This window comes from Nakamurella endophytica (genome assembly GCF_014646215.1).
Classification (GTDB): Bacteria; Actinomycetota; Actinomycetes; order Mycobacteriales; family Nakamurellaceae; genus Nakamurella; species Nakamurella endophytica.
In genome coordinates this window covers 25,911-40,279 of the sequence record NZ_BMNA01000018.1, presented here as the reverse complement: position 1 = coordinate 40,279, position 14,369 = coordinate 25,911, and the positions used below count along the sequence as shown (strand labels likewise).

Here is a 14,369-nt window from a genome sequence, read left to right as displayed (position 1 = left end):
AGGCGGTGCCACCCGGGGTCGGACCGGGTCGTCAGGCCAGCGGCAGCGGCAGGTCGGCGCCGGTCGCCGCGAGCAGGCCGTCCCGCATCGCCGCGGCGGGCGCCGGCATCCCGGTGAACAGCTCGAACTGGCGCAGCGCCTGGTGCAGCAGCATGTCCAGGCCGGTCACGGTCACCCGGTCCGGCGGGCCGGCGGCGGCCAGCGGGGTCGGCCACGGGTGGTAGACGGCGTCGAGCAGCGCCGGCACGGCGGCCGCGGTCGACGCCAGGTGGTCGGCGACCCCGGCAGGCAGGGTGGAGACCAGCAGCCCGGCGCCGTCGACGGCGGCGGCCACCGCGGCCGGGGACAGCCCGGTCTCGGCGACCGGCAGCCCGCAGCGCCGGGCCAGGTCCGCGCACGCGGCGGTGCTCTCCGGCCGCCGGCCGGCCAGCACGACCGCACCGGTGCCGCGTTCGGCGAGGGCGGCGACGACCGCCCTGGCGGTGTGGCCGCCGCCGAGCACGACCGCCCGGTCGACCGGCGGCACACCGGCCGCCCGCAAGGCTCCCAGCACCCCGTCCACGTCGGTGTTCTCGGCGGCCCAGCCGCCGGCGGCGCGCACCAGCGTGTTGGCCACGCCGAGGCCGGTGACCCGGGCCGAGCGGTGGTCGGCGACGGCCGCGGCCGCCGCCTTGCCCGGCATGGTCACCGAGTAGCCGACCCACTCGGGACCGGCCGACCGGACCAGCCCCGGCAGGCGCTCGGCGTCGCAGTCGACCGCGGTGTAGACCCACCCGGCCAGACCGGCGGCGCGGTAGCCGGCGGTGTGCAGGGCCGGGGACAGCGAGTGGGCGACGGGCGACCCGAGCACCGCGGCCCGGTGCACGGCCGGGCCGGTACCGTCCGGACCCGGCGCCCCGCTACTCGTCGAAGACACCGTTCCTGCGGGCCTGGGCCACGCACGCCGAGTGCTCGGCGTAGGTCACGGAGAAGCAGACGTCGCCCTTGCGGTCGACCAGGACGAAGTACAGCCAGTCCCCGTCGCCGGGATCGAGCGTGCCGTCGACGGCCTGCTGGCCCGGTGACGAGATGGGCGTCGGCGGCAGGCCGCTGTGCAGGTACGTGTTGTACGGGCTCGGGTTGCGCCGCTCTGCGGCGGTGGTCGCGATGCGGGCCTTGTCCAGGGCGTAGACCACCGTCGAGTCCAGCTGCAGCGGCATCCGCACCTGGATGCGGTTGTAGAGGACCCGGGCGACGTCGGCCATCGTCGCGGCGGTGCCCTCCCGCTCCACCAGCGACGCGATCGTCACCGCCTGGTACGGCGTCACGCCGATCGACTTGGCCTTGGCCACCAGGGACGAGGTGTTCCAGTTGGCGGCCGACCCGCCGATCACCGCCTGCAGCGCCTGCTGCGGCGTGGACCCCGGAGGGACGTCGTAGTCGCCCGGGACGATCAGCCCCTCCAGCCGCCGGCTCGGGTCCGGTGCTGCCTGCACCGCCGCCACCGCCCAGTCCGGGACCCCGAGCGCCACCGGGTCGGCGGTCCGTTCGACCTGCCACAGGTCCTGGGCGGTCCAGCACCGGGACGACCCGTTCAGCGGCACGCACGCGGCCTGGGTGATCGCGCTGATGTAGCCCTCGACGGTGCCCGCGGTACCGCCGGTGCCGGCTGCACCTCCGGTGCCGCTCGGGGTCGCACCGCCCGACGGTGCGGTCCCGCCCGTCGTGCCGCCGGCCGGTGTCGAGGCGGTGGCGCCGCCCGAGGAGGTGGTGGACGCTGCGGCGGCTCCCGTGCGGATGTCGGCCAGCTGCCGTCCTGGCACGATGCGCAGCTGCCCGACCCGGTTCTGCGGGTCGACGAGGGCGTCCGCCGCGGCGGACGCGGGCAGCGCCGTGGGCAGCCGGTAGTAGCCCGGCTTGACCTTCTGCACGTCCCCGTCGTTGGTGGTCGCGTCCAGGAAGGCCTCGGTGGAGGCGACGACCCCGGCCTGCTGCAGTGCTGCGGCGACGTCCTCCCGGGTGTCACCGCTCTGCACGCGGACGAAGACCTGCGGTCCCGGCGCCCCGGAGAAGTCGGCGACCCGGCCGGCGTTGTGCCGCCAGAGGACGATGCCGGTGGTGATCGCGGCGGCCAGCACGGCCAGCACCACGACGGCCAGCAGGGTGTGCCGGCGCCGCCGCCGGCGACGGCGCAGCAACGCCTCCCGCCGGGCCCGCTGGTCCTGCCGCGCCGAGCCGCCCGGCCGCTGCTCGGGGACGGACGCCCGGGCGGCGCGGCGTCCGTCGGGCGGCGCGTCCCCGGTGCTGCGGGCGAGCGCGGCCCGCAGTTCGTCCAGGTCGACGTTGCCGGTGTCGTCCGCGCGGTCGAACAGTCCCAGGTGGTCGTTCACCCGCGGCCCCCGGACTCGGGTCCGGATCCGGCGCGCCGCAACTCCTCCAGCCGGGTCTGCAGGATGGTGACCGCGGCGTGCTGGTCGACGACCGTCCGGCGGGCCCGCGACCGGACCCCGCGCTCGGCGAGCGCCCGGTGCGCGATCGCGGTGGTCATGCGCTCGTCGACGAACACCACGGGCACCGGGTGGATGCGCTCGGCGAGCAGCCGGGCGTAGGCGCGGGCAGCCTGGGCGGCAGGGCCCTCGGTGCCCTGCAGCGTCCGCGGCAGGCCCACGATCACCTCCACCACTTCGTTGTCCGCGACCAGGTCCGCCAGCTGCTGCAGGTCGGTGCCGGCGCGCTGGTCCCGAGCCAGGACCCCGGCCGGCGTCGCGAGGATCCCGTGCGGGTCGGACAGCGCGGCGCCAACCCGCACCGTACCGACGTCCACCCCGAGACGCACCCCACCACGCGGCACCGGCGCGCCGGGCGGGTGACCGCCGACCGGGGGGTTCACGGCCGACCGGGCAGGGCCGGCCACCGCCCCGTGCCACGGTCGGCGCAGCCGCCGGCCACCCCCGCGGCGCAGCGCAGCCGCGGACGCCCCGGGGGCAGCAGGCACACCGTCATCCCGCGGTCACCTAGCGGACGTGGCGGACAACGCCGAACGCAGTGCCTGCACCGCCCGTTCCACGCCGGCCGGGTCGGTCCCGCCGCCCTGCGCCAGCTCCGGCCGGCCGCCGCCGCGGCCGCCGATCTCCGGTGCGAACGCCTTCACCAGGTCGCCGGCCCGGACGCCGGCGGAGACGGCCTCCGGCGACACCGCCACCGCGAAGGACACGGCACCGTCCGTGGCCGCGAACAGCGCGACCACCGCCGGCCGGCCGGCCAACCGGCCGCGGATGTCGGTGGCCAGCGTCCGGACGTCGCCACCGGCCGACCCGTCCGGCAGCGCCGCCGCCACCAGGCTCACGCCGCCGACCTGGGTGGCGCCGTCGGCGAGGGCGGCGACGGACGCGGCCGCCTGCTGGGCGCGGTAGCGCTCCAGTTCCTTCTCCGCCGCGCGCAGCCGTTCCGCCATGGCGTCGATCCGGGCCGGCAGGTCGGTCGGCCGGGCCTTGAGCGAGCCGGCGATCTGGTGCAGCAGCGCCCGCTCCGCCGCCAGGCTGCGGAAGGCGTCGATGCCGACGGCCGCCTCCAGCCGCCGCACGCCGGAGCCGATCGAGGACTCGCCGAGCAGCGCGATCGGCCCGATCTGGCTCGAGTGCTCGACGTGCGTCCCGCCGCACAGCTCGACCGACCACGGGCCACCGATCTCGACGATGCGGACCGTCTCGTCGTAGGTCTCGCCGAACAGGGCGATGGCCCCCAGGGCGTCGGCCTCGGCCTTGGTCCCGTAGAGCACCCGCACCGGCAGGTCGCGGCGGATGGCGAGGTTCGACACCTCCTCGATCTCGTTCCGCGTCTCGGCCGACAGGCCCTGCGACCACGAGAAGTCCAGCCGGAGGTACCCGGGCTTGTTGTAGGAGCCGGCCTGCAGCGCGTCCGGCCCGAGCACCTGGCGGAGCGCGGCGTGCACGACGTGGGTGCCCGAGTGCGCCTGCCGGGCGCCGAGCCGCCACTCCGGGTCGACGGACGCCACCACGGCGTCGCCCTCGGACAGCTCGCCGTCGAGCACCCGGATCTTGTGGACCCACAGCTTGCGGTCCACCTTCTGCACGTCCAGCACCTCGGCCGAGGCCCGCCGCCCGGTGATCAGACCGGCGTCCGCCTCCTGGCCGCCGGCCTCGGCGTACAGCGGCGTGCGGTCCAGCACCAGGTCGACCGTCTCGCCGGACCCCACCCGCGGCAGCCGGACCCCGTCGCGGAGCAGGCCGCGGACGGTGCCCTCGGTCTCCAGCTCCTGGTAGCCGGTGAACTCGGTGGGCCCCTGCGCGAGCAGCCGCCGGTACTCGGTCATGTCGGTCAGGTGGCCCTTGCGGGCCTTGGAGTCCGCCCGGGCCCGGTCCTTCTGTTCCTGCATCAGCCGGGAGAAGCCCTCGACGTCGACCGTCAACCCGGCCTCGGCCGCCATCTCCAGGGTCAGGTCCAGCGGGAAGCCCTGGGTGTCGTGCAGCTGGAAGGCGGTGCTGCCGCTGATCGCGGTGCTGCCGGCCGACCGCGCCTCCGCCGCGGCGACGTCGAACAGCCGCGACCCGGAGCTGATGGTGCGCAGGAACGCCGCCTCCTCGGTCACCGCGACGCGCTCGATGCGGGGGTAGTCGGTGGCGACCTCCGGGTACGACGGGCTCATCAGGTCGCGGACCACCGCGGTGAGCTCCGCCAGCACCGGCCGTTCGACGCCGAGCAGGTGCATGGCCCGGACGGTGCGGCGCAGCAGCCGCCGCAGCACGTAGCCGCGGCCCTCGTTGCCGGGAGTGACGCCGTCGGCGACGAGCAGCGTGCCGGACCGGATGTGGTCGGCGACGACGCGGAAGCGTACGTCGTCGGCGTGGCCGCCGGGAGCGCCGTACGTGCGGCCAGAGAGCCGCTCCGCCGTGGCGATGATCGGCCGCAGCAGGTCGGTCTCGTAGACGTTGTCCACGCCTTGCAGCAGCAGCGCCACCCGCTCGACACCCATCCCGGTGTCGATGTTCTTCCGCGGCAGCGAACCGACCACCGGGAAGTCGGACTTGCCCGACCCGGCCGACTCGCCGCGGATGTCCTGCATGAAGACCAGGTTCCAGATCTCCAGGTAGCGGTCCTCGTCCGCCACCGGGCCGCCCTCGCGGCCGTACTCGGGACCGCGGTCGTAGTAGATCTCCGAGCACGGCCCGGACGGCCCCGGGACCCCCATCGACCAGTAGTTGTCGTCGGCGTCCCGGCGCTGGATCCGCTCCGGCGGCAGCCCGGCGACCTCTTCCCAGAGCCGGGCCGCCTCGTCGTCGGACTCGAAGACCGTCACCCAGATCCGGTCCGGGTCGAAGCCGTAGCCGCCCTCGTCGCGGTTGGAGGTGACCAGCTCCCAGGCGTGCCGGATGGCGCCTTCCTTGAAGTAGTCGCCGAAGCTGAAGTTGCCGGCCATCTGGAAGAACGTGTTGTGCCGGGTGGTGACGCCGACGTTGTCGATGTCCAGCGTGCGCACGCACTTCTGGACGCTGGTGACGCGCTGCGACGGCGGGGTGGCCTGGCCCAGGAAGAACGGCTTCATCGGGGCCATGCCGGCGATGGTGAACAGCACGGTGGGGTCCTCGGAGACCAGCGACGCCGACGGCACGACCTGGTGTCCGGCCCGCTCGAAGTGGTCGAGGAAGCGGCGGCGGATCTCGTGGGTCTCCATGGTGCGTCCCGTCCTGTGTGTCCCTGTGGGTGTGGTGCTCGTGCCCGGCACGACCGGCCGGCGGCGTGCGGGGACCGGGCCGGCCCATTGTGGCGGCCCGGCGACCTGCGGCGCCGCGTCATTGTCACCGCGGGCAGGGCCGTGCGTGGCCACCGCCGCACACCGGGTCATTGTCGCCCGGCCGGCGACGGTCCCGATCCGTGCCGGGTGGCCGACCGGGGCGCCGTCGCCGGGTCGACCTCGGCGTCGGGTCGGGGCCGGACGATCCGCGGCTCCCGGCCGGCGCGCTCCCGGTCCGGGCGGAGGCCGCCCGGGGTGACGGCCGGCGCGGTGACCGGCGGCGGCTCAGGCGGTGCGGCGGGCTGCGGCCGGGCCGGCGGTGGCCGCGGGAACGGCGTCCGGCGCGGCGGTCACCACGGAGGCCGCGATGCCGGGCACCGGCTGCGGGCCGAGCTGGTCCGGCGCGAGCAGCGCCACGGCGCCGGTGGCGTTGTCGATCATCGGGCGGTACTGGGCGCGCCGGTTGGCGGCCCCCTGGCGGACGTCGGCGGCGAACGACCCGACGGCGTTGCCCAGCTCGGCGATGGCGTCGGCGACATCGGCGGCGACCGCGGAGGGCGTCAGCTTGGCGGCGAGCGCGGCGCGGGCGGCTTCCTTGGCACGCCGGGTGCGGCGGGTGGCCAGCGCACCGACGGCCACGCCGGCGCCGAAGTAGTAGATCCGCTTCACCGTCCGGATTCCCCTCTCGTGCACCGCGCCGACGTCCCCGGGCACCCGGCGGCGGACCCGGCCCGTCGAGGGCGGCCCGCGCGGACGTCGGGTCAGCGTACCCGGCGGTTCGGGCAGCACGGGCAGCACGGGCAGCACCGCTTCCGTCCCGTCGGCCGGTCGGGTGGGGCCGGTCCCGGTTCTGTTGAACCTTTCAGCTCCCACCGGCGTTGACACTGGCGCCGGCGTCCCACCCCGACGCCGTGGTGCGGACCGGCGGCCGCCGACCCGCCGGGACACGAGAGAGGGAGGCGTCCGTGGACCAAGTCAACGGCCTGCCCGCGCACATCCTGATCGTCCACTTCGTGGTGGTGGGCGTCCCGCTCGCCGCGCTGCTCACCGTGCTGTCGGCGGTCTGGCCGGCCGCCCGACGGCGGCTCGGCGTCGTCACCCCGGTCGTCGCGCTGCTGGCGCTGGCCTCGGTGCCGCTGGCCACGAACGCGGGCGAGTGGCTGATGCGCCACGTGTCGGTCAACGACCTGGTCCGCCGGCACACGCAGCTGGGCGACGAGCTGCTCCCCTGGGTGATCGGCCTCTTCGTCGTCGCGGTCGCGGCCTGGGCCGTGCCGTGGTGGACCGGGCGGGCAGCCCGGGCCGGCGCCCCCACGACCGGCTCGACGGACGGCTCGACGGACGGCTCGGCGGAGACCACCGGCGCTGCCGGATCGGCGCCGGTCGCCGTGCGGACCCGCACCACTCCCGCGCCCGCCCGGCCCTCCGTGCTGACGTCCCTCGCGGTCCGGGTGGTCCTGGGCGTGCTGGCGGTCGGGTTCGCGGCGGTGAGCGTGGTGCAGGTGGTGCGGATCGGGGAGAGCGGATCCACCGCCGCCTGGAAGGACGGCTCGGTGTGCAAGGTCGAGGTCGTCGACAACGCCTGCCCGGACGGCCAGGTGGTGCAGGGCTGACCCCGGCCGCCGACCGGCGCCGGGCCGCCCGGTGCGGGCGCCGCGGTACCGTGCGGCGGTGACCGAGACCCCGCACGACGAGCCGCCGCTGGAGGTCCTCGAGGAGGACGAGACCGTGCCGCCGCGTCCCGAGGAGGAACTCGCGGACGTCGAGCGGAGCCGTCCCGACCCGCACTGAGGGTCCGCTCGGACGAGGGTCAGGGCAGCAGCAGGAGCTTCCCGGTGGTCCGCCGGCCGGCGAGGTCCTCGTGCGCGCGGCCGGCGTCGGCGAGCGGGTAGGTGCCACCGATCCGGACGTCGAGCCGGCCCGCTCCCAGCCAGTCGAACAGCTCCGTCGAGCGCCGGACCAGCTCGTCACGACCGTGCACGAAGTGCCCGAGCGTCGGCCTGGTCAGGGACAGCGATCCCCCGCTGCTGAGCCGCTGCGGGTCGAACGGCGGCACCTGGCCGGAGGCGCCGCCGAACAGCACCAGGAAGCCGCGGACGGCCAGCGCGTCCAGGGAGCCGTCGAAGGTGTCGCGCCCGACGCCGTCGTAGACCGCCTGCACCCCGCGCCCGCCGGTCAGCTCGCGGACCCACCGCGGGAAGTCCTGGTAGCCGACCAGGACGTGCGCCGCACCGGCGGCCCTGGACAGCTCTGCCTTGTCCTCGGTCGAGACGGTGGTCAGGACGGTGGCGCCGCGGAGCACGGCGATCTGGGTGAGCAGCAACCCGACACCGCCGGCGCCGGCGTGCACCAGCACGGTGTCGCCCGGGCGGATCCGGTAGGAGTCCGACGCCAGGTAGTGCGCCGTCAGTCCCTGCAGGGGCAGGGCCGCGGCGTGCTCCATGTCCACCCCGGCCGGGACCGGCACCAGCCGGTCCGCCGGGGCGTCGACCTCGGCGGCGTACGACCCGGGCACGTCGCACCAGGCGACCCGATAGCCCACCCGGACCGTGTCGACCCCGTCCCCCACGGCCGTCACCACCCCGGAACCCTCGGCGCCCAGCACGGTGGGCAGCTCGGCCGGGTACACGCCGGTGCGCCGGTAGATGTCGACGAAGTTGACGCCCGCGGCCGCGACCGCGACCCGCGCGCGGCCGGGACCGGTGTCCCCGAGCTCGATCTCGGCCGGGCGCAGCACCTCCGGGCCGCCCACCTCGGACACCTGCATGGCGAAGGTCATGGGTCCGCTCCTCCCCCGGCGTGGTGCCGGCACGATCACCGGGCCCGTCCGGGGCCCGCGGTCACTGCTGCTCGACCGGCGGGGTCGAGGATCCGCCGCGGACGGCGCGCCGCAGCCGCGGCAACCGCTCGGCGAGCTCGCGTTCCCCGCCGCGGCCGGCGGGACGGAAGTAGTCCCGGCCGACGAGTTCGTCCGGCGGGTACTGCTGGGCGGGAACCCCGTCCGCGGTGTCCGGCGGGTACACGTACCTCCGCGCGTTGCCCAGCGCCGCCGCCCCCGGGTAGTGGCCGTCCCGCAGGTGGCGCGGGACGCCGCCGGCGCGGCCGGCCCGCACGTCGGCCACCGCCTCGTCGATCGCCACCACGACCGCGTTCGACTTCGGGGCGGTGGCCAGGTGGATCGTGGCCTGCGCCAACCCGATCCGCGCCTCCGGGAGCCCGACCAGCTGCACCACCTGCGCCGCGGCCACCGCCGCCTGCAGCGCCGTCGGGTCCGCCATGCCGATGTCCTCGGAGGCGTGCACCATCAGCCGCCGGGCGATGAACCGCGGGTCCTCGCCCGCCTCGATCATGCGGGCCAGGTAGTGCAGCGCGGCGTCGACGTCCGACCCGCGGATCGACTTGATGAACGCGCTGATCACGTCGTAGTGCTGGTCGCCGTCGCGGTCGTAGCGCACGGCCGCGCGGTCCACCGCCCGTTCGACGTCGGCCACCTCGACGGTGACCGGGCCGGCGTCCGGCACCCGCCCACCGGCCCGGGACCGCGCGCCGTCGGCGGCCGCCTCGAGCGCGGTCAACGCCCGCCGGCCGTCGCCGTCGGCCAGCGCCACCACCTGCGCGCGGGCCGGCACGGCGAGCTGCACCGTGCCGTCCAGTCCGCGCGGGTCGGTGACGGCGCGGTCCACCAGCTGCCCGACCTCGTCGGGCGTCAGCGGGTGCAGCTGCAGGACCAGCGACCGGGACAGCAGCGGTGAGACGACCGAGAAGAACGGGTTCTCGGTGGTGGCGCCGACCAGGATGACGGTCCGGTTCTCGACGGCGGCCAGCAGCGAGTCCTGCTGGGTCTTGGAGAACCGATGCACCTCGTCGATGAACAGCACGGTCTGCTCGCCGGTCCGGCGGAGCGCGGCCGCAGCCTCGGCGATCACCGCCCGCACCTCCTTGACGCCCGCGGACAGCGCCGACAGCTGGGCGAACCGGCGGCCGGTGGCACCGGCGACCAGGGTGGCCAGCGTGGTCTTGCCGGTACCCGGCGGGCCGTACAGCAGCATCGAGGCCGGCGGGCCGCCCTCCACCAGGCGCCGCAGCGGGGCGCCGGGACCGAGCAGGTGGCCCTGCCCGACCACCTCGTCGAGGGTGCGCGGCCGCATCCGGACGGCCAGCGGCGCGGCCGGGTCCACCGCGTCGCCGGGACGCGGCGACGGCAGGTCGGTCGACGCGGCGGGCTCGTCGAACACGCCGAAGAGTCCGGGTTCGGTGCCGGTCACGGGGTCACCGCGACGGTGGCACACCGCTGCTCCCGACCTGGTACCCGCACGCGGCCGAGCGTAGTGACCGGCGCCGACACCGGACGACGGGCGGGCGTGCCGCGCGGCCGGCGGACGGGGGCGGGCCGGACGCGCGGACGCCGGCCACCCCAGCGGGGCGACCGGCGTCCGGGTCGTGCGGTGGTCGAGGCGCTCGCGCGCGCCGACCTGGCGGGTCAGGCCGCCGCGGCGACCGGCGCCTTGACCGGCTCGGCGTCGCTGACGCCGTCGCCGTTCGGGCCGTCGTACCGGGCCAGGTCGAGGATGCCCTCGCGCTTGGCCACCAGCACCGGGACCAGAGCCTGGCCGGCCACGTTGGTCGCGGTCCGCATCATGTCCAGGATCGGGTCGATCGCCAGCAGCAGGCCGACGCCGGCCAGCGGCAGGCCCAGGGTGGACAGCGTCAGGGTCAGCATGACCACGGCGCCGGTCAGGCCGGCGGTGGCCGCGGAGCCGATCACCGACACGAACGCGATCAGCAGGTAGTCCGTCAACGACAGGTGGATGCCGAAGACCTGCGCCACGAAGATCGCCGCGATGGCCGGGTAGATGGCGGCGCAGCCGTCCATCTTGGTGGTGGCGCCCAGAGGCACGGCGAAGCTGGCGTACTCCTGCGGGACGCCGAGGTTGCGGGTGGTCACCGCCTGGGTCACCGGCATGGTGCCGACGGAGGACCGGGACACGAAGCCCAGCGTGATGGCGGGCCAGGCGCCGGCCAGGAACTTGCCCGGGCGCAGCCGGTGCATCCGCAGCAGTGCCGGGTACAGGCCGAACAGCACGATCAGGCAGCCGACGTAGACGTCGACGACGAACAGGCCGAGCGGGCCGATCAGGTCCCAGCCGTAGTCCGCGACGGCGTGGCCGATGAGGCCGGCCGAGCCGATCGGGGCCAGCCGGATGATCCACCACAGCACCTTCTGCACCACGGTCAGCGCCGAGTCGGCGAACGCGACCAGCGGCTGTGCCTTGGCTCCGGTGCGCAGGACCGCTGCGCCCAGGACGATCCCGATGACGACGAGCTGGAGCACGTTGAACGACACCGAGGTCGTCGCCGCGCCGTCCGAGACCGACGTGTTGGCCTGCAGACCCAGGAAGTTGCTGGGCACGAGGCCGGTCAGGAAGTCGGTCCAGCCGCCGCTGCGCCCGGTGAACTGGGCGTCCGCGGTGGACAGGCCGGTGCCACGACCGGGGTTGGTCACCAGCCCGATCACCATGCCGATGACCACCGAGATGAGCGCGGTGGCGGCGAACCAGAGCACCGTCCGGACGGCCAGCCGGGCGGCGTTGGTGACCTGGCCGAGCCGGGAGATCGACACCAGCAGGGCCAGCAGGATGAGCGGCGCGACGACCGCCCGGAGCAGGGACACGAAGATCGACCCGACCTGGGTGAGGGTCGAGTCCAGCCAGGCGATGTCGCCGACCCTGGCCAGGAAACCGAGCAGGATCCCGATGGCCAGACCGATCAGGGTCTGGGCCCAGAACGGGACCCGGCGTACCGCACGCAACAGCACCACGAAAGGACCTCCACGGACGTGACGGGCGCCTCGCCGCAGGGGCGGGCGGGAGCCGGTCGGGGCCCGACCATCGGGCCACCCTGGGCAACCGGTCGCGACGCCGTGCGATTCCGAGCCGTCCTGCGACCCCGCTCACAGACCTTTCCCAGCAACCGTGACCCGCTCGCACCGCACCGGCTGCCGGGTCGTGCGCCGGGTCCGGCGCCCCTACAGTCGGTCCATGTCGACACCTCCGGACCGCTGGGCGTCGGTGCGCGCCGGCTTCGCCGCTGCGGCGACGTGGTTCGTCACCACCGCCGGGGACGCGGCCGGGCAGCCGGACCGGCCGGCGCTGGGGGTGTGGACCGTGCGAGACCTCGTCGGGCACACCGGCCGCGCGTTGCTCACGGTCGAGAACTACCTGCAGGACTCGACCGCCGGTGCCGTGGACATGGCATCGCCCGCCGCGTACTACCGGCGGGCACAGGCGGCACTCGCCGACCCGGTGGCGGTCGCCGAGCGGGGCCGGGCGGCCGGGGCGGCGCTCGGCGAGGACCTGGCCGGCTCCGTCGCCGCGATCGCGAGCCGGGTGCTGGCCCGGGTCGCGGCCGCCGGACCGGACGACGCCGTCGACAGCCCGGTCGGGCGCCTGCGGCTGGTCGACTACCTGCCGACCCGCACCTTCGAGCTCACGGTGCACACCTGTGACCTCGCCGTCGCGATCGGCGTCGCACCGGCGGTGCCGGACGCCGCCGCCGCCGCGTCGCTCGCCCTGGCCGCGGATCTGGCCGTCGACCGGCAGGTCTCCGGACCGCTGCTGCTGGCGTTGACCGGCCGCACGGCGCTGCCGGAGGGATTCAGCCTGCTCGAGGGCTGAACCGGATCCGGCGCGCCGGCAGCCGTGCCGGGCGCAGCGGACCCGCACCGCAGCTTGCACACTGTTCCGCGTGACGGACAGGGATGCCAGCGCGGAACCGGATCGGTCCGCGACCGACGGTGCGTCGGCGATCGAGCTGGCCCGGCGGTGCGACAACTCGGGCAGGTGGGGTGCCGACGACCAGCGCGGCACGTTGAACCACATCACCCCGGACGTCGTCGTGGCGGCCGCCGGACTCGTGCGCCTGGGCGTCACCGTGTCGTTGGCCAAGCCCGTCGCCACCCGCCCGGGACCGACCAACCCGCGTCCCGCCTGGCACGTCATGCATCTGGAGACGGAACGGCCGTACGCGACGGCCGACAGCATCCACCTCCAGATCCACGGTCTGGCCAACACCCACCTGGATGCCCTGGGGCACATGTTCCTGGACGGGGTGGGCTACAACGGTCGCCGCGCGGCCGATGTCGTCGACATGGCGGGTCTCCGCGCACTGGACGTCGCGGCGCTGCGGGCCGGCATCGTCACCCGCGGTGTGCTGTTGGACGTGGCCGCCGCGACGGGCCGGCCGTGGCTGGAGCCGACGGCGCCCGTGACGCAGGCCGACCTGGAAGCCGCGGAGGACCTGGCCGGGACGCGGGTCCGCGCCGGCGATGCCGTCTTCGTGCACGTCGGGCTGGAGGCCAGGGAGCGGGTGCAGGGGGACGAGGATCCGTCCGTCCGCGCCGGACTCACCCTCGACGCGGTCGCGTGGCTGCATGCGCGCTCGGTCGCGGTCTACTCCGGCGACTGCATCGAACAGTTCCCCGACTCCCCGGGGGCGGTACCCATGCCGTTGCACCAGCTCGGTATCGCCCGCATGGGTCTGGTGCTGCTGGACTGCCCGTCGATGACCGAGCTCGTCGCGACCTGCCACCGCCTGCAGCGGTGGGAGTTCCTGCTCACCGTGGCGCCGCTGGTCATCGAGGGCGGGACCGGCTCACCGGTCAATCCGCTCGCGGTGTTCTAGACGCCTTCGGTCACTGCGGATCCCGGCCCACGGCTCACGGTGTGGCGGCCGATCCGATCGTCGCCCGGAACCGGTACCGGTCGCCACGGTAGGACGTCCGCCCCAGTTCGACGGTGCGTCCGGTCCGGTCGAACGTGCGCTGACTGGCGACCAGGAGCGGGATACCGGTGGGCAGCTCCAGCAGGGCGGCGTCCTCGGCCCCCGGCGCGATCGCCTCGACCGAGTACTCCGCCCGCACCGGGAGGACCGGCGGGGACGAGCCACGCAGCACCGCGTACAACGACTCCACCGTGAAGTCGTGGGCGCCGATGTCCGGACACAACTCGACCGGGACCCTGCTGTGGTCCACCGCGATCACCAGTCCACCGAGGAAGCGGACCCTGCGCAGCTCGAAGATCGGTGCGCCGGCGACGATGCCGAAGTCCTCGGCCTCGTCCAAGGTCGCCGGACGGGTGTCCGCAGCCAGCACCCGGGCGGAGGTCAGCTGACCCTGTGCGGCCGCCGTCTCGGAGAACCCCTGCAGCACGGCCCCTCCGACGGTCCCGCCCGACCTGCCCGGTACGAACCATCCCCGCGCCGGAGCGGCCCGCAACTGCCCCCGGTCGGCGAGCACCGCCAATGCCGACCGCATCGTGACCCGGCTGACCCGGTACTTGTCGCACAGCGTCCGCTCGGACGGCAGCCGGCCACCCGGGAGCAGGGAATCCTCCAGGTCGGCTGCGATGCGCCCGGCGATCTCCTGGTAGAGCGGCGCGCGCCGGGCGTCGGATGGTGCGGTCACCCGCCGAGCGTACCGGGCGTCGACAGCCCGTGGGACAACTGGTCCTGACCAGAGCGCGGCGATCGACGATCGAGTAGCCGTTATCCCCGCAGGTCTTGACAGGTGACGGCGCGACCGTACGATCCGTGGTCTGTACCAGTAAGGCCAGTCGACGGACCACTGCTTGGCACCGGGTGG

The 14,369-nt window shown here is 75.2% G+C and carries 12 protein-coding genes; 3 read left to right on the top strand and 9 right to left on the bottom strand.

Annotated features, from left to right (window positions below):
- Positions 1-31: 31 nt before the first annotated feature.
- The 5 genes from IEY37_RS20700 to IEY37_RS20680 all read right to left on the bottom strand — a co-directional run bounded on the left by IEY37_RS20700 (position 32) and on the right by IEY37_RS20680 (position 6,424).
- The gene (locus IEY37_RS20700) at positions 32-865 is read right to left on the bottom strand and encodes a shikimate dehydrogenase (protein WP_229674721.1); all 834 of its coding nucleotides are present in this window, start codon (positions 863-865) and stop codon (positions 32-34) included.
- A 34-nt stretch (positions 866-899) separates the two neighbouring features.
- Positions 900-2,369, bottom strand: a complete 1,470-nt coding sequence (gene mltG, locus IEY37_RS20695; RefSeq protein WP_188944833.1) for an endolytic transglycosylase MltG — start codon at positions 2,367-2,369, stop codon at positions 900-902.
- The gene (gene ruvX / locus IEY37_RS20690) at positions 2,366-2,803 is read right to left on the bottom strand and encodes a Holliday junction resolvase RuvX (RefSeq protein ID WP_229674720.1); all 438 of its coding nucleotides are present in this window, start codon (positions 2,801-2,803) and stop codon (positions 2,366-2,368) included. Before ruvX ends, mltG begins: the two co-directional genes overlap by 4 nt.
- A 186-nt stretch (positions 2,804-2,989) precedes the next feature.
- Positions 2,990-5,671 (bottom strand): alanine--tRNA ligase, encoded by a 2,682-nt coding sequence (gene alaS, locus IEY37_RS20685; protein ID WP_188944831.1) that lies wholly within the window; start codon positions 5,669-5,671, stop codon positions 2,990-2,992.
- A 345-nt stretch (positions 5,672-6,016) separates the two neighbouring features.
- A complete protein-coding gene (locus tag IEY37_RS20680) occupies positions 6,017-6,424 on the bottom strand; it encodes a hypothetical protein (RefSeq protein ID WP_188944830.1) in 408 nt (135 codons plus the stop codon).
- Between the two features lie 272 nt (positions 6,425-6,696).
- Between IEY37_RS20680 and IEY37_RS20675 the strand changes: the two genes are divergently transcribed.
- Positions 6,697-7,344: a hypothetical protein gene (locus IEY37_RS20675; RefSeq protein WP_188944829.1), complete on the top strand. Its 648-nt coding sequence runs from the start codon at positions 6,697-6,699 to the stop codon at positions 7,342-7,344.
- Positions 7,345-7,541: 197 nt separating this feature from the next.
- On the opposite strand, the gene IEY37_RS20670 is transcribed toward IEY37_RS20675, so the two are convergent.
- The 3 genes from IEY37_RS20670 to IEY37_RS20660 all read right to left on the bottom strand — a co-directional run bounded on the left by IEY37_RS20670 (position 7,542) and on the right by IEY37_RS20660 (position 11,549).
- Positions 7,542-8,510, bottom strand: a complete 969-nt coding sequence (locus tag IEY37_RS20670) for a quinone oxidoreductase family protein (RefSeq protein WP_188944828.1) — start codon at positions 8,508-8,510, stop codon at positions 7,542-7,544.
- A gap of 61 nt (positions 8,511-8,571) precedes the next feature.
- Entirely contained in the window at positions 8,572-9,966 is a 1,395-nt protein-coding gene (locus IEY37_RS20665; RefSeq protein WP_373298406.1) for a replication-associated recombination protein A, read from the bottom strand.
- 245 nt (positions 9,967-10,211) lie between these two features.
- A complete protein-coding gene (locus IEY37_RS20660; protein ID WP_188944827.1) occupies positions 10,212-11,549 on the bottom strand; it encodes a dicarboxylate/amino acid:cation symporter in 1,338 nt (445 codons plus the stop codon).
- Between the two features lie 220 nt (positions 11,550-11,769).
- Here IEY37_RS20660 and IEY37_RS20655 point away from each other — a divergent pair, with 220 nt between their 5' ends.
- On the top strand, positions 11,770-12,405 hold the full coding sequence (locus tag IEY37_RS20655; protein ID WP_188944826.1) for a maleylpyruvate isomerase N-terminal domain-containing protein: 636 nt from the start codon (positions 11,770-11,772) through the stop codon (positions 12,403-12,405).
- A 70-nt stretch (positions 12,406-12,475) separates the two neighbouring features.
- On the top strand, positions 12,476-13,411 hold the full coding sequence (locus IEY37_RS20650; protein ID WP_188944825.1) for a cyclase family protein: 936 nt from the start codon (positions 12,476-12,478) through the stop codon (positions 13,409-13,411).
- A gap of 34 nt (positions 13,412-13,445) precedes the next feature.
- Here IEY37_RS20650 and IEY37_RS20645 read toward each other — a convergent pair whose 3' ends face one another.
- A complete protein-coding gene (locus IEY37_RS20645; RefSeq protein ID WP_229674718.1) occupies positions 13,446-14,192 on the bottom strand; it encodes a GntR family transcriptional regulator in 747 nt (248 codons plus the stop codon).
- Positions 14,193-14,369 lie beyond the last annotated feature (177 nt).